18 protein-coding genes are annotated in these 20,493 nt (G+C 58.3%); 10 read left to right on the top strand and 8 right to left on the bottom strand.

Features of this window, described 5'->3' with window-relative positions:
* Positions 1 to 117: 117 nt before the first annotated feature.
* A complete protein-coding gene (locus ACP7BO_RS22535; protein ID WP_426212819.1) occupies positions 118 to 1,038 on the top strand; it encodes a LysR family transcriptional regulator in 921 nt (306 codons plus the stop codon).
* Positions 1,039 to 2,014: 976 nt separating this feature from the next.
* Here ACP7BO_RS22535 and ACP7BO_RS22530 read toward each other — a convergent pair.
* A complete protein-coding gene (locus ACP7BO_RS22530; RefSeq protein ID WP_426212818.1) occupies positions 2,015 to 3,208 on the bottom strand; it encodes a methionine gamma-lyase in 1,194 nt (397 codons plus the stop codon).
* Between the two features lie 124 nt (positions 3,209 to 3,332).
* On the opposite strand from ACP7BO_RS22530, the gene ACP7BO_RS22525 reads away from it, so the two are divergent.
* Positions 3,333 to 3,803 (top strand): Lrp/AsnC family transcriptional regulator, encoded by a 471-nt coding sequence (locus ACP7BO_RS22525; protein WP_397457126.1) that lies wholly within the window; start codon positions 3,333 to 3,335, stop codon positions 3,801 to 3,803.
* A gap of 97 nt (positions 3,804 to 3,900) precedes the next feature.
* Entirely contained in the window at positions 3,901 to 4,434 is a 534-nt protein-coding gene (locus ACP7BO_RS22520) for a DUF3087 domain-containing protein (protein ID WP_426212817.1), read from the top strand.
* Positions 4,435 to 4,508: 74 nt separating this feature from the next.
* Here the strand turns inward: ACP7BO_RS22520 and ppnN are convergent, their stop codons facing one another.
* Entirely contained in the window at positions 4,509 to 5,882 is a 1,374-nt protein-coding gene (gene ppnN / locus ACP7BO_RS22515; RefSeq protein ID WP_060693243.1) for a nucleotide 5'-monophosphate nucleosidase PpnN, read from the bottom strand.
* Between the two features lie 297 nt (positions 5,883 to 6,179).
* Between ppnN and ACP7BO_RS22510 the strand changes: the two genes are divergently transcribed.
* Complete coding sequence (locus ACP7BO_RS22510) at positions 6,180 to 6,500, top strand: YbjQ family protein (protein WP_060693241.1); 321 nt, start codon at positions 6,180 to 6,182, stop codon at positions 6,498 to 6,500.
* A 52-nt stretch (positions 6,501 to 6,552) separates the two neighbouring features.
* Here ACP7BO_RS22510 and ACP7BO_RS22505 read toward each other — a convergent pair whose 3' ends face one another.
* Complete coding sequence (locus ACP7BO_RS22505) at positions 6,553 to 7,089, bottom strand: DUF1269 domain-containing protein (protein ID WP_426212816.1); 537 nt, start codon at positions 7,087 to 7,089, stop codon at positions 6,553 to 6,555.
* A 286-nt stretch (positions 7,090 to 7,375) separates the two neighbouring features.
* Entirely contained in the window at positions 7,376 to 7,570 is a 195-nt protein-coding gene (gene csrA, locus ACP7BO_RS22500) for a carbon storage regulator CsrA (RefSeq protein ID WP_060693238.1), read from the bottom strand.
* A 252-nt stretch (positions 7,571 to 7,822) separates the two neighbouring features.
* On the opposite strand from csrA, the gene ACP7BO_RS22495 reads away from it, so the two are divergent.
* Entirely contained in the window at positions 7,823 to 8,179 is a 357-nt protein-coding gene (locus tag ACP7BO_RS22495) for a hypothetical protein (RefSeq protein WP_073509191.1), read from the top strand.
* 142 nt (positions 8,180 to 8,321) lie between these two features.
* Positions 8,322 to 8,942: a TetR family transcriptional regulator C-terminal domain-containing protein gene (locus ACP7BO_RS22490; RefSeq protein WP_060693233.1), complete on the top strand. Its 621-nt coding sequence runs from the start codon at positions 8,322 to 8,324 to the stop codon at positions 8,940 to 8,942.
* Between the two features lie 82 nt (positions 8,943 to 9,024).
* On the opposite strand, the gene preA is transcribed toward ACP7BO_RS22490, so the two are convergent.
* The 3 genes from preA to hydA are packed head-to-tail and all read right to left on the bottom strand — an operon-like array spanning position 9,025 to position 13,165.
* The gene (gene preA, locus ACP7BO_RS22485; RefSeq protein ID WP_003442393.1) at positions 9,025 to 10,299 is read right to left on the bottom strand and encodes an NAD-dependent dihydropyrimidine dehydrogenase subunit PreA; all 1,275 of its coding nucleotides are present in this window, start codon (positions 10,297 to 10,299) and stop codon (positions 9,025 to 9,027) included.
* Positions 10,300 to 11,667, bottom strand: coding sequence for an NAD(P)-dependent oxidoreductase (locus tag ACP7BO_RS22480; RefSeq protein WP_426212815.1), 1,368 nt, complete (start codon positions 11,665 to 11,667; stop codon positions 10,300 to 10,302). It lies immediately after the preceding gene.
* 58 nt (positions 11,668 to 11,725) lie between these two features.
* Positions 11,726 to 13,165 (bottom strand): dihydropyrimidinase, encoded by a 1,440-nt coding sequence (hydA, locus tag ACP7BO_RS22475; RefSeq protein WP_426212814.1) that lies wholly within the window; start codon positions 13,163 to 13,165, stop codon positions 11,726 to 11,728.
* 598 nt (positions 13,166 to 13,763) lie between these two features.
* On the opposite strand from hydA, the gene ACP7BO_RS22470 reads away from it, so the two are divergent.
* Both ACP7BO_RS22470 and ACP7BO_RS22465 read left to right on the top strand, forming a co-directional pair.
* Complete coding sequence (locus tag ACP7BO_RS22470; RefSeq protein ID WP_426212813.1) at positions 13,764 to 15,251, top strand: NCS1 family nucleobase:cation symporter-1; 1,488 nt, start codon at positions 13,764 to 13,766, stop codon at positions 15,249 to 15,251.
* 48 nt (positions 15,252 to 15,299) lie between these two features.
* Positions 15,300 to 16,574, top strand: a complete 1,275-nt coding sequence (locus ACP7BO_RS22465; protein WP_426212812.1) for a Zn-dependent hydrolase — start codon at positions 15,300 to 15,302, stop codon at positions 16,572 to 16,574.
* Between the two features lie 493 nt (positions 16,575 to 17,067).
* On the opposite strand, the gene ACP7BO_RS22460 is transcribed toward ACP7BO_RS22465, so the two are convergent.
* Positions 17,068 to 18,771, bottom strand: coding sequence for an amidase (locus tag ACP7BO_RS22460; protein WP_426212811.1), 1,704 nt, complete (start codon positions 18,769 to 18,771; stop codon positions 17,068 to 17,070).
* A gap of 589 nt (positions 18,772 to 19,360) precedes the next feature.
* Between ACP7BO_RS22460 and ACP7BO_RS22455 the strand changes: the two genes are divergently transcribed.
* Together ACP7BO_RS22455 and ACP7BO_RS22450 are read left to right on the top strand one after the other, a co-directional pair.
* Positions 19,361 to 19,666: an NIPSNAP family protein gene (locus tag ACP7BO_RS22455; protein WP_397457118.1), complete on the top strand. Its 306-nt coding sequence runs from the start codon at positions 19,361 to 19,363 to the stop codon at positions 19,664 to 19,666.
* A 197-nt stretch (positions 19,667 to 19,863) separates the two neighbouring features.
* Positions 19,864 to 20,274 (top strand): SRPBCC family protein, encoded by a 411-nt coding sequence (locus ACP7BO_RS22450; protein ID WP_426212810.1) that lies wholly within the window; start codon positions 19,864 to 19,866, stop codon positions 20,272 to 20,274.
* Positions 20,275 to 20,493: the final 219 nt, after the last annotated feature.

The raw sequence follows: 20,493 nt of genomic DNA, 5'->3' as shown, positions 1-20,493 counted from the left end.
AAGTTGTCACGGCTGAACAAAAAAGTTTTGCCAATCACCGACTTAAGCCGACTGGATTGAGTTCGCGGCAAAGGTTTAGAGTGGCGCACTTGTTTCGGTCCGGAGAAAACCCCCTTAATGAATATGCGTTTTCTTCTTACATTCGTCTGGGTGGCGCGTCTTGGCAGTTTTCGCCTGACCGCGGAAAAGCTTTCAACCACCCAAGCGGCGATATCCAGTCGCATTTCAGTGCTCGAAACCGAGCTGGGTGTGCAGTTGTTCCTGCGCGATTCGCGTGGGGTGAACCTGACACGCGAGGGCCACAAGGTGCTGGGTTACGCCGAGGAAATGCTCGCGACCCAGCAACGCCTGCATCAGTCCCTTGGCCTGGCCGACAGCTTTGCCGGGCGCTTGCGTATCGGGGTCATGGATACCGTGATTCACAGTTGGCTGAGCGAGTTGATCAGCGCCCTTAGCCGGGACTACCCGCAGGTCGAAGTCGAGCTGACTGCCGATACCGCGCTGAACCTGGGCGAGCAATTGCTCAAAGGCCAGCTGGACCTGATTTTCCAGACGGATCTGCTACGGGCGGACGGGGTGCGCAACCTGCAACTGGCCAGTTACCCCCTGAGCTGGGTCGTGGCCCGTAATGGCGCACTGGATCGCAGTTACACCAGCCTGGCGGATCTGTGTCAGGAACGGCTACTGACCTTCTCCCGGCACTCGCGACCGCATCAGGACATGCTCAACTTTCTGCATCAGCAAGGCATCCCGGCGCCGCGGGTCAGCTGCATCAATTCGGTGGCAGCCATTATCAAGCTGGTCGCCGACGGATTCGGCATTGGCGCCTTGCCGCCGGTACTGGTCAGCCGTGAATTGCAGAGCGGGGCGATGATCGCCTTGCCGATCGAGACTGCGCCGGGTTTTTCGGTATACGCCAGTTGGCGCGCAGGGGCGGGCCTGGAGCTGAACGAGGCGGTGGTAAACCTGAGTCAGGCAGTAGTGGCCGAGTATCAGCGCAGCGTGTTACCGGCTCACTTCATATTGCCGAGCAACTGATCCGTATTTTTTCACGTTATCTGCGACTGTTATGTGTGCAGTTCGCAGCGCAGAATTCCCACCAACTTTTCGAGACAGGCGAGGACATCAGCCCCGGTGATCACTTGAGAGGGTGTCATCTGAAGTTCTGCACCTGTTTTATTACGAACGTTTGAGGGCAATTATTATGGGCAAGATGGCATGGTTTTTAGGCGGCTTTTTGGTGTTGACCATCGGTATCGGCATTTTGGCGACGATTCCGCCGGGTTGAGCCAGCACCGGGCCACATCTCACGAGGCTTTGGTAGCCGCTTGGGAGTGAAATGAGACTGCGTCGGTGTGGCGCGGTTCTTCAGATAAACCCTGCACTGTGGATTACGATCGCTTCGCAATCGGACGTAGCCTGCGGCAACTGCTACGGATAACGGGCATTTCTTGTCGCTGACGAGGCTACTGCGCCAAATATCCTGTAGCAGCTGGCGAGTGAAACGAGACTGCGTCGGTGCGGCGCGGTTCTTCAGAAAAACCCTGCACTGTGGATTACGATCGCTTCGCAATCGGACGTAGCCTGCGGCAACTGCTACGGATAACGGGAGTTTCTTGTCGCTGACGAGGCGCCCAATATCCTGTAGCAGCTGGCGAGTGAAACGAGACTGCGTCGGTGCGGCGCGGTTCTTCAGAAAAACCCTGCACGGTGGATTACGATCGCTTCGCAATCGGACGTAGCCTGCGGCAACTGCTACGGGCAACGGGGGTTTCTTGTCGCTGACGAGGCTGCGAGCCGTTTGCTGAGCCGAACAGCTCGCAGCCTGGTGCCTCGTCAGCGACTACTGCGCTAAATATCCTGTAGCAGCTGGCGAGTGAAACGAGACTGCGTCGGTGTGGCGGGGTTCTTCAGATAAACCCTGCACTGTGGATTACGATCGCTTCGCAATCGGACGTAGCCTGCGGCAACTGCTACGGATAACGGGAGTTTCTTGTCGCTGACGAGGTGCGGTTCAGGCTTTCAGTGCCTGCTCGATATCCGCCAGCAAATCGGCAAGGTCTTCCAGGCCGATTGCCAGGCGTACCAGACCTTCGGAAATATCATGCCGCACCCGTTCTTCCGGGGTGTAGGTGGAGTGGGTCATGCTCGCGGGATGTTGCGCCAGTGACTCCGCGCCGCCCAGGCTGACTGCGCGGCTGAACAGTTGCAGCGCGTTCATGAAGCGCTGGCCGGCAGCAAGGCCTCCCTTGAGTTCAAAGGCAATCATGCCCCCCGGCAGTTTCATTTGCCGGGAGGCCAGTGAGTGCTGTGGGAAAGAGGGCAGGCCGGGGTAGGCGACCCATTCCACTGCCGGGTGATCCTGTAAAAAACCGGCTATCACCTGAGCACTGCTGCAATGGCGGTCCATGCGCAGGGCCAGGGTCTTGAGGCCACGCATCAGCAGATACGCATCCTGGGGCGACATCACAGCTCCGGTAAGGTCCTTGAGGCCTTGCAGGCGAATCCGGTCAGCCAGGGCCTGACTGGTAACGACGATGCCCGCGGTAATGTCGCTGTGCCCGCTGAGGTACTTGGTGGCTGAATGCACCACCACATCGGCGCCCATTTCCAGCGGCCGCTGCAGGTACGGGGTGCAGTAGGTGTTGTCGATGACCACGACAATGTCCGGGTGCTGATGGGCAATCCCCGAGACGGCAGCGATATCCACCAGCTTCATATTCGGGTTGGCCGGTGTTTCGAAGTAGATCATGCGCGTTGCCGGGCTGATCGCCGCTTCAAGCTCGGCCAGGTCGGACATGTCGACATGCTTGACCTTGACCCCGAATTCGCCAATGCCGTGGTGTAACAGGGCAAAGGTACAGCCGTATAACGTGCGGTTAACGATGATTTCATCGCCGGGCCGCAGCAGGGTCCAGAAGGTTGAGGCAATCGCCCCCATGCCGGAGCTGAATGCCACGCCTGCTTCGCCGTTCTCCAGGGCCGCCATGCGCGATTCAAGCAGGGCCAGGGTCGGGTTGGAGATGCGGGTGTAGAAATGCCCGCTTTGTTCCCCGGCAAAACAGGCCGCGCCGTATTCGACGGTGGCAAAGGCGAAAGTTGAGGTCAGGTAAATCGGGGGGATCAACGCGCCGTTATTCTGCAAGGGGTCGTAGCCGTGATGAATCGCACGGGTAGAAAAGCCGAAGTTATTCTTGTTGTCAGTCATGGCGGACTCTCCGATATTTCCTCCGATGCTATGCTCAAAAACAACGATAAAAATTCCAAACTGGCTAGCCAAACAGAGATTTATTGGCACAAAAGCCAGCCACGCTGACAGCTGGAGGCAAATTATGCCAATTGCTCTGGACCGGACCGATAAAGCCTTGCTCACCGCCCTGCAAGGCAACGCACGCTTGACCATCGCCGAGCTGGCCGAGAAGGTTTCGTTGACCACGTCGCCCTGTTGGCGAAGGGTCAAGTTACTGGAGGACAGCGGGCTGATCAGCGGCTATCAGGCGGTTCTCTCGCCCAAGGAGCTGGGGTATGGGGTGACGGCTTTCGTGAGCCTGATGATGGCTTCGCACACCAAGGAAATGGCCAGGAACTTTGAACAGCGTTTGCTGGATATACCCGAGATTGTCGCCTGCCATAACATCTCGGGTCGTTACGACTTCTTGCTTGAAGTGGTGGCCAAAGACCTGGAGTCCTTCGGTGAATTTGCCCGCGAGGTATTGCAAACCTTGCCTGCGGTCAAGGAAATCTATTCAAGCTTCTCGTTCAAGTCGGTCAAGCCGCATCGAGTGATCCCGATGCTGCCCTGACGGCAAATGATCACGTGCGGCGATTGGTTGAGTCCCCCGACCCTTCAGGCGCGCATAATGCCGGTTTTCATAATCAGCCAGGAGTCTTGAGACAGTGATGTTTGAAATAAAACCGGTCAGCCCCGAAGTTTATCGCCAGAAAACCCGACGCAGCACTCTCTACATCGCGGTGACCTTTGCGGCGTTGGCGCTACTGGTGTCCGGGCTGGCAGTGGGGCTGATGGGAGTGCAGGGGGGGGATAATTTTCGTTTGAATCTGGCGGGCGTCATGGTGGCCCTGATCATGACCATTGCCCTGGTGAGGTTCAATTTCTGGTCGCAGCCCTGGATGGCTCCGGCGGTGTATGGCTGGCAGCTCAAGCGCAGCCTGATGAAAGTCACCAACGTCATGCACCATGTGACGGCAGGGGTCATGGCCGGCGATGTGACGGCCATGAAGCTGTTGCGCTTTTATCATCTGGGCGTGACCCAGATGTACCAGCTGGACGCCAACTCCAGTGCGTTGAGCCAGATGGTTCACGAGATTGATCTGCACAAGGCGCGCCTGGAGGCGCTTGGCATCGAGACGGAGCAGACCCGGCTGGATCCTGCCTGGCTAGAGGCGGTCAAACAGTTTGCGCCGTTGAAATGATCCGTTGACGGGCAAGCCAGGCGAGGCGAGTGGTCATGCGCCTTTTTTCGCTCGGCGTGCCCTTCGGGACAGGTTTAGCTGACTACGCGATAGCAGGGCACATAGTCCGCGCCGCCTGGCAGTTTCATGCGGTGCTGCTCAACAAATGCGTGCAGCAATTTATCCAGCGGTTTCATGATTGCAGGGTCACCGTGAATTTCGTACGGGCCGTGCTGTTCGATCAGGTGAATGCCTTTCTCTTTCACGTTGCCCGACACAATCCCGGAAAAAGCCTGACGCAGGTTGATCGCCAGTTCATGGGCAGGCATGTCGCTGCGCAATTTCAGGCTGGCCATATTGGCGTGGGTCGGCTCGAACGGACGCTGGAACCCCTCATCAATTTTCAATAGCCAGTTGAAGTGGAACGCATCATTGCGCTCGCGGCGGAACTTTTTCACCGCCTTGAGACCCGAGGTCATTTGCCGGGCCACTTCGGCCGGGTTGTCGATGATGATCTGGTAATGGGTCTGCGCCGATTCACCCAGCGTGGCGCCGACAAATTCATGCAGCTGCTGCAGATAAGGGGCTGCTTCCTTGGGCCCGGTCAGGATGACGGGGAAGGGTACATCGCTGTTATCCGGGTGCATCAGGATGCCCAGCAGATACAGGAACTCCTCGGCAGTCCCGGCGCCGCCCGGGAAAATAATCACGCCGTGGCCTACCCGCACAAAGGCCTCAAGGCGTTTTTCGATGTCCGGCAGGATCACCAGTTCGTTGACGATAGGGTTCGGCGCTTCGGCAGCGATGATGCCCGGCTCGGTCAGTCCCAGATAACGCCCGCCCGTCAAACGTTGCTTGGCGTGGGAGATGGTGGCGCCCTTCATGGGGCCCTTCATTACGCCCGGCCCGCAGCCGGTGCAAATGTCCAGACTGCGCAGGCCCAGTTCGTGGCCGACCTTTTTGGTGTACTTGTATTCTTCGGTATTGATCGAGTGCCCGCCCCAGCACACAACAATCTTGGGATCTACCCCAGGGCGCAGGGTGCGGGCATTGCGCAGCAGGTGGAATACGTAGTCAGTGATGCCTGCAGAGGAGCTCAGGTCGATGCGCGGGCTGTCCAGGCCGCTTTGGGTGTAGACAATGTCTCGCAGGGCGCTGAATAGCATCTCGCGAGTACTGGCAATCATTTCTCCATCAACGAATGCATCCGCCGGCGCATTGAGCAGCTCGAGGCGAACACCACGGTCTTGCTGATGAATCCGCACCTCGAAATCCTGATACGCCTCAAGGATGGTTTTAGCGTTATCGACCTGGGCACCTGTATTGAGAATCGCCAGCACGCATTGGCGAAACAGTGTGTAACTGCTGCCTGAGCCGACTTCGCTCAGTTGCTGGACTTCACGTTGCGATAGCGTCTCCAGGCTGCCCTTAGGGCTGACCGAAGCGTTGATGACTTGTCTTTGAACCATTGTGGGCTTCCTGTAAGCGGGATCGAAATAAGGCTTGGCGCAGCTATTGAGTGCATATCAGGCATCTGCATCTGCCGAGCGAGAGGTCCCAACTCTTACGTCTTTAGATTTATTCGCTTTAAGCATAGTCGCCCCGGAAGAGGCTGGTTACCGCTGTGGCTACAGTAACACTGCCGGCGCATAAGGCCAGTGTCGCCCTGTTTAGAGCGGTGAAGTCAGTAAAGACAGGGGCCGATGGGTTAATCTTTTGCAGATTGTGAGACCGCTGTCTCACTCGCGAATGCCATGAGGAACGCCATGATTATCACCACCACCCACAGTGTTGAAGGCCGCCAGATCACCGAGTACCTGGGAGTGGTCAGTGCCGAGTCGGTACACGGCATCAACGTAGTGCGGGATTTTTTTACCGGGGTGCGGGATTTTTTCGGTGGGCGCTCTCAGACCCTGGAGCGGGCATTGAAAGAAGCGCGTGCCGAGGTCACGGATGAAATCCGCGACAGGGCGAGGGACTTGCGGGCAGATGCCATTGTCGGGCTGGATTTCGAAATCAGCATGCCTTCTGGCCGTGGCGGGATGCTGGTGGTGTTTGCCACCGGGACGGCAGTGCGCCTGGGCTGAAATCCGGCAGCCCCGAAGGCTGCCGGATTGCGGATACAACCCGAATGAGGCGTTAGATGGTTGTGCCCACGGCCGTGGTTTTGGACAGCGCGTCCTGCAGCTTCTGCTCTTGTTCAGGGGACAGGGAAGTGCGCAGAACCTTGCCTTTAAAATCCGAATCCTCAAGTTCCTGCAGCACTTTTTCCGGCTGGAATTTGCGCAGCAGCAAGAACAGGGCCGAGGAGTCATTCGGGATGGTTTCACTCAGGGACTTGATGAAGGCGTCATCAATCCCGTAATCGCTCAACGAACCCGAGAGTGCGCCGGTGCCTGCGCCCAGGGCGCCGCCAATGGCAAAGCCTGCCAGCGGGTTGAGAAACAGCAGCCCCACCAGTGCGCCCCAAAGGCCGCCGGTGACCAGGCCCGAAGTAGCGCCCAAGGCCGTCAGATTGACGCTTTGTTTGATATGGATTTTGCCTTCGGCGTTACGTACGACGATGACCGCATCTTCCAGCTCTACCAGGTGCTCTTTGCTCAGCGAAACCATTTTGGTGAGGGCGCGATCTGCAACTTCGGTATCTGAAAATCCCACAACGATTAAATCGGACATGTCTTTCATTCCTTGACGGTACAGGTCCAGCCCTTTGCCGGGCTGACATTAGGAGGCGTTTTTCAAGCCCTCATCTTTGCAGTGACTCAGTCTGTCTTGAGCTTTCTACGCGGATTGAGCGTGGTCGCAAACCTTGGAACGGTCAAGTTGGCAGGATTAATCTTTCAGTGAGCAGGGAGTATTGAGCAAGGAAGGGGGGCGTGACGGTGTCATCCGCAGGTCTTGAATTGAGGAGGGCTGGCCGGGCAGCCCTGACACTCACTCCAAGGGCTGGTGCCTCGGATGCTTATGGTTGATCGTTTTTGTCTGCGGCAGTCAGGCCGGCCTGAATGCGCTGATAAATTTCTTCACGGTGCACAGCGACATCTTTCGGCGCGTTGATGCCGATTCTGACCTGTTGTCCGCTGACCCCTAAAATAGTGATCGTAATATCGTCACCGATGTTTATGCTTTCACCAACTTTGCGGGTGAGAATCAGCATTTTTTTCTCCTTGATGGCTTTGTAAGGCACGTCTCTGAGACGGTGCGGCTTCGTTCATGACTACAGAATACTGCTAAGTGGGCATAAATGCGCCGCTCATTACAGACGTCATCGCCAGAAGTTTAATTCCCTACAAAGGAAAAGTTCTCGCGTATGAGTCTTAAATTGGGGCGAATCGAATTTGTTCAAGGTGAGCAATGGTTGGCGCCCCAGTGATAAAATCGATTTACACATACAGACAGGGGAAACGCAGTGCGTAAAGTCATCGTGATGACAGCAATATTGGCCTTGACGGCTTGCGGGCAGGAGTCTAACGATAAAATCGAGCGGGCTAAAGCAGCTTCTGAGTCTGCGCAGGCCCAAGTCCCGGTTGCGCATTGGGCGCTAGAGATTACCGAGGGCCAGCAGGCGACAATAACCGATAGCACGGGAAGGCTTCTTGACAATGGTTTCACTCCCTATATTTATGAGCGTGAAGGCGTAAAACATTTCTTGATCGGTCCGTTCGCGACTGAGGCTCAAGCTCGGGAAACCCAGGACAAGATGAAACTCAAGCCCAAACTCGACGGCATTGAAACCAACATTATTGAGTTGCCCGCCGCGAACTGACTTGATTGCGCGTCGTGTAGCTGCGTAAGCGTAGCCGTAACCGGCACTACTCGACGCCACTGGCGAGCTTTTTTATGCGCACACGGGGTGCCGCAATTGTCAGGTGCTCATCGACGAAGCACGACGACAAGGGCAATAAGCAATGAGCAATCATAAAATTGAAATCCGTCGCGCGAATGTAGAGAAAATCCTTCTCGGCGCCGAGAAGGTTTTTGCAGAAAAAGGCTTCGCCGGGGCTGCAATGGCGGACATCGCCGCTGAAGTTCAGCTGCCACGCTCCAACCTGCACTACTACTTCAGCACCAAAACCGAACTTTACAGCGCCGTGTTACTGGGCTTGCTCGACGTGTGGAAGCAGGATGCGCTGTGTTTCGAGACCTACGACGACCCCCGTCTGGTGCTCAGCAGTTACATCCGGGCCAAAATGAATCACTCCCGTACCCGGCCCTATGGCTCGAAAGTCTGGGCCAATGAAATCATCCATGGTGCTCCTTCACTGGGGCGGGCGCTGGATGCCAGCCTTTATGACTGGGCCAAGATGAAAGAAGCCAAAATCCGCCAATGGGTCGCGGACAAACGGATTCTGCCGGTGGAGCCTGCCAGCGTGCTGTACATGATCTGGGCCTCAACCCAGCATTACGCCGACTTCGACCATCAGGTGAACATTCTCAACGACCACCAGCCACTGTCCGACATCCAGTTCGAGCGGGCAGTGCAGACGGTCACCAGCGTGATCCTGCGCGGTATCGGGCTGGAACCCTAGAGGCGCTCCCGCAGGTTTTGTACACCTGCACAAAACCTGCAGGAGCGAGCTTGCTCGCGATGCAGATGCAGCGGTTTATCCCCTAGGACGCCACGTGATACGGGTTGCGCGGATCATGGTTCCAGTCCAGGAACGGCAGGCCATTGTCGTGCGGCACCATCTCGATACACGACTCCACCGGGCAGGTGATCTGGCACAGATTGCAGCCCACGCACTCGTCCTCGATAACCTCGTAGCGACGCGTGCCATCGGCCAGCTTGACGCTGGAAATGGCCTGGTGCGAAGTGTCTTCACAGGCAATGTGGCAGCGCCCGCAACCGATACAGGCGTCCTGGTCGATTTTGGCGATCACCTGATAATTGATATCCAGGTATTTCCAGTCGGTGGTGTTGCCCACCGCCCGCCCTGAAAAGTCCTCCAGGCTCGTGTAGCCCTGGCTGTCCATCCAGCGCGACAAACCATCTTTCATTTCGTCGACAATCCGGAACCCGTGGAGCATCGCCGCCGTGCACACCTGCACCGCACCGCACCCCAGCGCGATGAATTCTGCGGCATCACGCCAGCTGCCAATGCCGCCAATCCCGCAGATCGGCAAGCCCCGGGTTTGTGGGTCGCGGGCAATTTCGGCCACCATATTCAGGGCGATCGGCTTGACCGCCGAGCCGCAATAGCCGCCGTGGGTGCTCTGGCTGCCGACCATTGGCAGCGCCACCATGCGCTCAAGGTCGACACTGGTAATCGAGTTGATGGTATTGATCAGCGACACCGCATCGGCACCGCCGCGATGGGCGGCCCGGGCGCTGAGTCGCACGTCGGTGATGTTGGGCGTCAGCTTGACGATCACCGGCAGTGAGCAATAGGTCTTGCACCAGCGGGTCACCATCTCCACGTACTCGGGCACCTGGCCCACTGCCGCACCCATGCCGCGCTCGGGCATACCGTGCGGGCAGCCGAAATTCAGCTCGATGCCATCGGCGCCGGTGGCTTCAACCAGCGGCAGGATGTACTTCCAGGCCTGCTCTTCGCACGGCACCATCAACGACACAATCAATGCACGGTCGGGCCAGTCTTTTTTGACCTGGGTGATTTCCCGCAGATTGATCTCCAGGGAACGGTCGGTAATCAACTCGATATTGTTGATCCCCATGACTTCGCGGTTGGGCCCGAAGTGCGCTGAATAGCGCGACGATACGTTGACCGCTGCCGGGTCTTCGCCCAGGGTTTTCCAGACCACGCCGCCCCAGCCCGCTTCATAGGCGCGGACCACGTTATAGGCTTTGTCGGTGGGGGGCGCAGAGGCCAGCCAGAACGGGTTGGGTGCCTTGATACCGGCGAAAACAATCGAGAGATCGGCCATTTACGCTGCCTCCTGGTTAAGCATGAGTTGGGCATGAATGGCTTCTGCGGCCAGCTTGCCGTGTTGCACTGCCTGTACGGTCAGATCCTGGCCCAGGGAGGTGCAATCGCCCCCGGCATAGACCCCGGGGACGCTGGTGCGCAGTTGCTCGTCCACCTCAATTCGGTCACCCGCACGTTTCAACGCATGGGCCAGGGGATCGCTCAACGCGCTTTCATCAAACGTCTGGCCGATGGCCTTGAACACCGCGTCTGCCGCCAGATCGAAGCTTTCACCGGTGCTCACCGGGCGCCCGCCTTCAAGACGGGTACGGGCAAAGCGCATGCCGCGCACGCGGCCTTGTTCATCCAGCAGCAACTCCTGGGGCTGGGCCCAGGTCATCAGTAGCACCTGATTGGCCTTGGCAATGTCTTGTTCGTGCCCGGTGGCCCCCATGTCCTCCAGCCCGCGGCGGTACACCAGGTTCACTTCACGAGCACCCAGGCGGGCCATTTGCACCGCCATGTCGATGGCCGTGTTGCCCGCACCGAGTACGATGCAGCGTTCGGCCAGGGGCAGTTGCGTCAGGTCATCGCTCTGGCGCAGTTCGCGGATATAGTCGGTGGCGGCCAGCAGGCCGGGTGCGTCTTCGTCGGGCAGCCCCAACTGTCGACTGGCCGCCAGACCGATCCCCAGAAACACCGAATCGAACTGCAGGTGCAGCTCGCTCAGGCTGAGATTACTCCCCAGTCGCTGGCCGTGACGCATCTCGATGCCACCGATCTGCAGCACGAAGTCCACTTCACGCTGGGCAAAATCGTCCACCAGTTTGTATTTGGCGATCCCGTACTCATTGAGGCCACCGGCTTTGTCGTTGGCCTCAAAGATCACCACTTCATGCCCGAGCAGGGCCAGGCGATGGGCGCAGGCCAACCCGGCAGGGCCCGCCCCGACTACGGCGATGCGCTTGCCGGTGGGGGCTGCCCGATTGAACGGGTATTCGTTGAACTGCGCGTTGTCGACCGCATAACGCTGCAGCAGGCCGATTAAAACCGGGGCGCATTCCTGATCGTTATTACGCACACAGGCCTGCTGGCACAGCACCTCGGTCGGACACACCCGGGCGCAACTGCCGCCGAGGATGTTGGCCGAGAGGATCTTGTGCGCGGCGCCCTGGACATTTTCCTGCTGGATATTGCGAATGAACGACGGGATGTCGATATCGCTGGGGCACGCATTGACGCAGGGTGCGTCATAGCAATACAGGCAGCGCGAGCTTTCCAGCACAGCCTGTCGGGCGTTCAGGGGCGGTGCCAGATCAGTGAAATGGCTGGCCAGCGCCACCGCATCTTCATGGGGATGCGGCAAATGGTTCAGGGACTTGATCACAGTGATTGCCTCACGGTTGTGGGGATCGCCTGCCTCTATCGGGCAGTGGTTTTTATATTCAGCGCTTTACAGCGACGGGCTTGTGCTGCTCGGCACGTTTCTTCAGCAGGTCGAACACGGCGGGGTAGGCCGCGCGTTCGATGTAGCGCCCGGCGCCGCGCACTGCCCGCAGGTCGCCATCGGCCCACACCACGCGGCCCTGGCTGATGGTGTGGCTGGGCACACCGCGCACGGTCTTGCCTTCGAAGATGTTGAAGTCGACTTTTTGATGGTGGGTCTTGGCGGAAATCGTGCGCGTGCCCTGGGGGTCCCACAGCACCAGATCGGCATCGGCGCCGACCCGGATCGTGCCTTTGCGCGGGTACAGATTGAAAATCTTCGCAGTGTTGGTGGACGTCAGCGCAACGAATTCCTGCATGGAAAGGCGCCCGGTGTTTACCCCTTCATCCCACAACACCGCCATGCGGTCTTCAATGCCTGCCGTACCGTTGGGGATCAAGCTGAAATCATCGCGCCCGGCGGCCTTTTGCTCGGCACAAAAGCAGCAGTGGTCGGTGGCCGTGGTGTGCAGATTGCCCGACTGCAAACCATGCCACAGCGCCTCCTGATGCCCGCGGGGACGGAAGGGCGGGCTCATCACGTAGCCGGCGGCGGTCTGCCAATCGGGGTTCTGGTACACGCTTTCATCCAGCAGCAAATGGCCTGCCAATACTTCGCCATACACCGGCTGGCCCTGACTGCGGGCGTAGGTGATTTCGTCCAGGGCTTCGCGGGTCGAGACATGCACCATGTACAGCGGAGTACCGATGGTCTGCGCGATCCGGATCGCCCGGCTGGCTGCTTCGCCCTCAACCTGGGAGGGGCGCGACAGTGGATGGGCCTCGGGCCCGGTCATGCCCCGGGCCATGAGCTTGCGCTGCAAGTGATACACCAGCTCGCCGTTTTCGGCATGCACGGTGGGCACCGCACCCAGTTCCAGGCAGCGCTCGAAACTGGCGACCAGAGTGTCGTCGGTGGCCATGATCGCGTTTTTGTAAGCCATGAAATGTTTGAAGCTGTTGATCCCGTGGTGACTGACCAGTTCGGCCATTTCTTCGCGCACCTGCTCGCTCCACCAAGTAATCGCCACGTGGAAGCCGTAATCCGAAGCCGATTTTTCAGCCCAGCCGCGCCATTGATGAAAGGCCTCCAGCAAGGACTGCTGAGGGTTGGGAATCACAAAGTCGATAATTGAAGTTGTGCCACCGGCCAGACCGGCAGCAGTACCACTGAAAAAGTCTTCGCTGGACACAGTCCCCATAAACGGTAATTGCATATGTGTGTGCGGATCGATACCGCCGGGAAGTAAATATTGACCGCTACCATCGAGCACTTCGCAGCCGGCCGGAACATCGAGATCAGTTCCAATTGCGCGGACTAGACCGTCAGCGCAATAAACATCAGCACAATAACTTTCATCATGGGTCACAAGCGTAGCGCCACGGATTAACAGTGACATACCGAGTTCCTCGCAGGCAGACCGGCTAGAACCGGTTCTAAGTGTTGTTATTACGACCGCTGTACAGGATCGGTTCCTGTCACTGGTGTCAGGAATGAAATCTAGAGTGTTGTTGCTAAATGATCAAACTTTATTTTTAAAGCGCTTATATTTATATAAACGCATGATTTATATAGATTTTTTATTTAAATCACCAAAATAGTGCGCGACATCACCATTTTGACGCACTTGACAGGATTCAAATATAGGCGAAGTTTCTTATGCTAAATCAGGCGCTTGAAGCCCTGAACCAACGGGAGCGTAAAGCGGAAAATAAATAAGCGTGCACCGAGTTGTTTCGTTTTGTTATATGAAAAAACAGGCACGAGTTAGAAGATGGCCTTTAACGGGAATGAGTGTCATTTGCCTTGGTATTTAAAACCTTTTAAACCAGCCAGTTGCAAGTACCAAAAGCCGATGTGCAGGGAGAAGTAACTAACACGGCACAGTTCTTGATTGTCGCTGCCACTACCGGATTCACCGGACCAGGCAAGTGAGTCGCACTGCGTTATTGCGCAGCGCCTGTTACCAGAACACCAAAACAAGAGAGTGAACGAGCATGCAGCCAAGCAGATCACAAGTCACCGAACGTAACGGGCTGTTCGAACTGGAGGCCGGGACTGACGTTCTCGACAGTCCCCGATATAACCACGACATGGCGCCCACCAAAGTTCACGAGCGCACCTGGAACAAATGGCATATCACGGCGCTGTGGATCGGCATGTCGATTTGTGTGCCGACCTATACCCTGGGCGGTGTGTTGACCGCTTACTTCGGACTCAGTGTGGGCGAGGCGCTGCTGGCGATTTTGCTGGCCAACCTGGTGGTCCTGATCCCGCTGACCCTCAATGCATTTGCGGGCACCAAGTACGGCATTCCGTTTCCGGTATTGCTGCGTTCCTCTTTCGGCATCATTGGTTCCAACGTTCCGTGCCTGATTCGCGCCCTGGTGGCGTGTGGCTGGTTCGGCATTCAAACCCTGTTCGGCGGCCTGGCCATTCACCTGTTTCTGGGGTCGGTATTTGAAGGCTGGAAAAGCCTCGGCGGCACCGGTGAAGTGATCGGCTTCATGGTGTTTTGGGCCCTTAATTTGTGGGTGGTATTACGCGGTGCCGAGTCGATCAAATGGCTTGAAACCCTGTCTGCACCGCTGCTGGTACTGGTTGGCATCGGTTTGCTGGTTTGGGCGTTACCCAACGTGTCTATGACCGAACTGCTGGCGCAGCCGGCCAAGCGCCCCGAGGGTGCCAGTGTGTATGGCTATTTCTTTGCAGGCCTGACCGCGATGGTTGGCTTCTGGGCGACCCTGTCGCTGAACATTCCGGACTTCAGCCGTTACGCCAGAAGCCAGAAAGACCAGATTCTGGGACAGCTGTTCGGCTTGCCCCTGACCATGTTCCTGTTTGCCGCGCTGGGCGTGGTGATGACTGCTGCATCGGAAAAACTGGTGGGGGTTACGGTGTCTGATCCGGTGAGCCTCATTGGCCACATCCAGAGCCCCGGCTGGGTGGCCCTGGCCATGGCCCTGATCATCATCGCCACACTGTCTACCAACACGGCGGCCAACATTGTGTCGCCCACCAACGACTTCCAGAACATCGCCCCAAAACTGATCAACCGCACCACGGCCGTGATATTGACCGGCCTGGTGGGGCTGGCCTTGATGGCCCATGAACTGCTGAAAAAGCTGGGTCTGCTGGTCTCGGACGTGAGCCTGGAAACCGTGTACTCCAACTGGCTACTGGGCTATTCCAGCCTGCTGGGGCCAATTGCCGGGATCATGGTGGTCGACTATTTCATTATCCGTCAGCAAAAACTCGACCTTGAGGGGCTGTACCTCGATGGCGTGTACCCGGCCTGGAACTGGAACGGTTTCATTGCATTCGGGGTGCCGGTGGTACTGACCCTGTTGTCACTGGGCAGCAGCGCCTTCAGCTGGTTCTACGACTACGGCTGGTTTACCGGATCGTTGCTTGGCGCTGCGATTTACTACGGCCTGAGCCGCTTGAGCAACCCGCAGACAGCGGTCGTCAAAGGTGCGATCTGAAATCGCCACCCCATCAACTCTTACAAGAAACTGCCTGAGGAAAAGACCATGAACGCTGTACAAGACCTTCAGCAGCAACGCCCGCAGTCCGTCAATGGAGAACGCCTTTGGGCCTCGCTGATGGAATTGGCGCAACTGGGTGCCACAGTCAAAGGCGGCGTGTGTCGCCTGGCCCTGACCGACCTCGACCGTCAGGCCCGGGACATCTTTGTACGCTGGTGTGAAGAAGCGGGCTGCACGGTCAGCGTCGACGCGGTGGGCAATATTTTCGCCCGCCGTCCGGGGCTCAATCCCGACTTGCCGCCGGTGATGACCGGCAGCCATATCGACACCCAGCCCACCGGCGGCAAATTCGACGGTTGCTACGGGGTGCTGGCTGGCGTCGAAGTACTGCGCACACTCAACGACCTCAACATCCAGACCCGGGCGCCGCTGGAAGTGGTGGTGTGGACCAACGAAGAAGGCTCGCGATTTGCGCCGTGCATGATGGGCTCCGGAGTCTTTGCAGAAAAATTCACCCTTGAAGAAACCCTGGCCAAGACCGACGCCCAGGGCGTGACGGTAGCCGAGGCCCTGAATGCCATTGGTTATGCCGGCAGTCGCAAAGTCAGCGGCCACCCGGTGGGTGCCTACTTTGAAGCCCATATCGAGCAAGGGCCGATCCTTGAAGACGAACGCAAAACCATAGGCGTGGTGCTGGGCGCCCTGGGGCAGAAATGGTTCGACCTCAACTTGCGCGGCGTAGAGGCCCACGCGGGACCGACCCCGATGCACCTGCGCAAAGACGCACTGGTTGGCGCGGCGGCAGTGGTGGCCGCGGTCAATCAGGCCGCCCTGAGCCATCAACCCCATGCCTGCGGCACAGTGGGCTGCCTGCAAGCCTATCCGGGCTCACGCAACGTGATCCCGGGTGAAGTACGCATGACTCTGGACTTCCGTCATCTGTTGCCGGAGCGTCTGGATTCGATGATCGAACAAGTGCGCGGGGTGATCGAAGCCACCTGCAAGCAACATGGCCTGAGCTTTGAACTGACCCCGACTGCGGACTTCCCGCCGTTGTACTTCAACCCCGACTGTGTCGATGCAGTGCGCAATGCGGCCAATGAACTGGGCTTATCCAACATGGACATCGTCAGCGGGGCAGGGCATGACGCGATCTTCCTGGCCGAACTGGGGCCGGCGGGGATGATTTTTGTGCCCTGCGAGGGCGGGATCAGCCACAACGAAATCGAGAATGCCGATCCTGGGGATCTGGCGGCGGGATGTGCGGTGTTGCTTAAGGCGATGCTTGCGGCATCGGAGATTGTTGCGCAAACCCGCTAAGGAAGGCTGGCGCTGCGCGCCAGATCGCAGCCTTTGGCAGCGACTACAGGTCGGATTTTGTTTTTGATCTTGATCTTGATCTTGTTTTTGATCTTGATCTGCTCTTGATCTTCAAGCCCCTTCGGGAGGCCGAGAGGAGGTTCTGCGCAGTGGTCCTCCCGGCAAGGATGCCGGGAGAGCCGTGTTGGGCCATGGATGGCCCGTCACGGCGTGGCCACGGAGCGGGGCCGGAGCGAGGGAACCTGAGCGCAGCGAAGGCCGTACGCTGGGGGCAAGGCCTTTTTGGTTCCTTTTGTGGCTGCTTGACAAAAGGGACTCGCTGTAAGAGCGAAACCGATAGTCGAGTTAAACGCCTGTAATGGATATGTACGCGGTCTTTCAGTTACTTGCGCCGAGTACATACCCATTTGATGAGCCTTCGTGTCGCCCCGAATATCGAGTAGCCGCAGGAACATCGTCCTTAAAAGCCAAAGCCAAAGCCAAAGCCAAAAGCTTATGCCAGTAGCGGGGTCCGCGGCGGGATCAGGCGTTTACTGCCGGTGGCTTCAAACGCCGCCGCAAACCGCAACAACGCCGAATCATCATAAGCCCGACCGGCAAAGGTCAGCCCTACCGGCATGCCAATATCCGCCATCACACCCATCGGCACCGTCACCGTAGGCACACCCAGATGCCGGATCGCCAGGTTGCCATTGGCAACCCAAACCCCATTACTCCACGCAATATCCGCCGACTCGGGATTCACATCGGCATCCGCCGGCCCTACATCAGCAACCGTGGGGAACAACACCGCATCCAGACCCAGGCGATCCATCCAGTCCTCAAGATCAATCCGGCGGGTCTGCTCCAGACCGCGCAGGCCGTCAGGCAAAGTACTGATCCGGTCCCACGGAGTAATGCCGCGCTCGGCCATCCGCACATATTCATCCATGCCCGCCGCCAGTTCATCTTCGCGGTTGGGCAGCGTTCCCGGGTCGTGGGGGAAGATCAGAGCGCCGTCAACGTCAGCCAGACGGTTGAGTTTCGGATCACCATTGGCCCGCAGGAAGTCATCAAACGCCCAGGCCGACAGCTCCCACAATTCATCATGCAAAAACTCTTTGGAGACCAGCCCGCGAGTGAACACAGTGGGCGCACCAGGGCGATCTCCCTCGCAATTGGACACCAGCGGGAAGTCGACTTCGATCACTTCGCCGCCCCGGGCCTCAATGGCCTTGCGCGCTGCTTGCCAGAGCTCGATCACCGAGGCCCGGGTAATGATCCGCTGGCCGGTCGGGCCGCCGATACCCGGTGCTTGGGCCGTACCCGCTTCGGGGTCGGCATTGATGTACATGCGCGGCACGCCAAAGCGCTTGCCTGCGAGTGCTTCAGCGCCGGCGTTGAGCTCTGCATAAGAGGCAGGGCGCACTGCAGCCACCGCGGGTATCGGTACCCAGGTTTGCAGGCGCCACAGATCGCCACGGGTGTCCGGGTCTTCGGCCACGACCACATCGAGTACTTCAAGCAGGTCGGCCATGGTTCTGGCGAACGGCACCACCACGTCCATGGTCGGGGTGAGCGGCCAGTTGCCACGTACCGAAATCACCCCGCGCGAAGGCGTGTAGGCACACAAACCATTATTGGAGGCCGGGCCCCGTCCGCTCGACCAGGTTTCTTCTGCCAGGCCGAATGCCGAAAAACTGGCCGCCGTTGCCGTGCCTGCGCCGTTCGATGAACCCGAAGCAAAGGGGGCGGTGAGGTAATTGGCGTTATACGGGCTCTCGGCGCGGCCATAGACCCCGCGCTGCATGCCGCCGTTGGCCATGGGCGGCATATTGGTCTTGCCCAGGCAAATGGCACCGGCGGCCCGCAGGCGCTCGATGGTGAACGCATCGCGCCAGGCCACCAGATCCTTGAATGCGGGGCTGCCCGAGGCAGCGGTCAGGCCTTTCACCAGATAGCTGTCCTTGGCGGTATAGGGGATACCGTCCAAAGGCCCCAGCGGCTGGCCCTTGGCCCGACGTGCATCGGCTGCCTGTGCTTCGCTCAGCGCTTCAGGGTTACGCACCACCACTGCGTTGAGCGCCGTGGCGGTGTCGGGACCGTCATAGGCCTCGATCCGGGCGAGATAGGCCTGCACCAACTCAACCGAAGTGGTCTGGCCGGACTCGAGCGCGGCGCGCAGTTGGGCAATGGGGACCTCAGTGACTTCAAACATGCGCTTACCGCTGGTTGCTGATGGGGGAGGCAGAGCTTATCTAAACTCGTACCTGCTCAGCCAGCGATCTAATGATAAACCCTGCCGACCCAACCCCCCCCCACTGTAGGAGCGAGCTTGTCTCGCGAGCTTTTTACCGGGCCCGTATTGCCTGGCGAGTGAAGGCAGCCATCTAGAGAAGCTCGCGAGCAAGCTCGCTCCTACAGGAGGGTTATGGGGTGGATGCTGCAGAGGCTGGCTTTCCCGAGCCACTGTAGGAGCGAGCTTGCCTCGCGAGCTTTTTACCGGGCCCGTATTGACTGGCGAGTGAACGCAGCCATCTTGAGAAGCTCGCGAGGCAAGCTCGCTCCTACAGGAGAGTTATAGGGTGGATGCTGCAGAGGTTGGCTTGCACGAGCCACTGTAGGAGCGAGCTTGCTCGCGAGCTTTTTACCGGGCCCGTATTGCCTGGCGAGTGAAGGCAGCCATCTTGAGAAGCTCGCGAGCAAGCTCGCTCCTACAGGGGGGCAGGGGTTGCAGTGATGGTGTATTGACCCTTCAGGAGGCTGCGGATTAGTCTCGGCCTCCTTTTACGCCATGGACTGATGACATGATTACCTGCCACCTGCGCTATGTGATTGACCCTTACAAACTGGCCGAATTTGAAGCGTACGGGCGGTTGTGGATACCGCTGGTAGAGAAATTCGGTGGCATCCACCACGGCTATTTCCTGCCCTCGGAAGGCGCCAACAATATTGCCCTGGCCATGTTTTCGTTCCCGTCCCTGGCCGCTTATGAGGACTACCGCGAACGCTCGAAAACCGACGCCGAGTGCATCGCGGCTTTCAAACTGGCCGAAGACAATCGCTGCATCGTCAGTTACGAGCGCACCTTCTTGCGTCCGGTATTCGAATAATCCGGGTGGGGCGGGTCTCTCGACTTTGCCCGGGTTGCTTTATCGTCGCGAGTGCAGGCGGCTAAAGTCTTATTCGGGTTTCGACCGCGGATCGGTCACTATCCGGTTCAATGCTGCCACTGCCACCGTGGTCCTGCGCGGTGACGGTGGTATGGTCGGGCTCACATCTGTTTCAGTTATCCGGAGAGACACATCACATGGCAACGGCATCAGCGGTTATCGATATCCCGGCTTCGGCCGACCAGGTCTGGCAATTGATCGGCGGCTTCAACAGTCTGCCTGACTGGTTGCCGATGGTTACCCGAAGCGAACTCAGCGAAGGCGGGCGCTTGCGCACCCTGCGCACAGACGATGGCACGGTGATCGTCGAGCGCCTGGAAGCCTTCGATAACGCGGCTAAAACCTATAGCTATTCCCTCGCTCAGTCACCGTTCCCGGTGAAGGACTATCTGGCGACCTTGAGCGTTGAGGCGCTGGGGGAAGGCTCGCGAGTGCGCTGGTCGGGGCTCTTCACGCCGGTCGGTGTCAGTGAAGTCGAGGCGCAGGAACTGTTCAAAGGCGTCTACCAGGTCGGCCTCACTGCGCTGCGAGCCAATTTCCCGGGTTGATTAATAGGTTTCTCCCCATCCTGTAGGAGCAGGCTCGCTCCTACAGGATGAATGCGGTTTCCAGGATTGCATGCATCTCTTGTGGGAGCTGGCTTGCCAGCGATGGTGATGGATCAGCCGACAGTTTTTTACAGGGGGAGGGTAGTGGCATATTGCCAACAAGCTCATAAACCCGGTATTGGCAAGTTAGATCCTTGAAATAAAACGAAAAAAACCTGA

Source organism: Pseudomonas sp. TWR2-1-1, from assembly GCF_049897045.1.
Classification (GTDB): Bacteria; Pseudomonadota; Gammaproteobacteria; order Pseudomonadales; family Pseudomonadaceae; genus Aquipseudomonas; species Aquipseudomonas versuta.
This window is presented reverse-complemented; position numbering and strand designations above follow the sequence as displayed.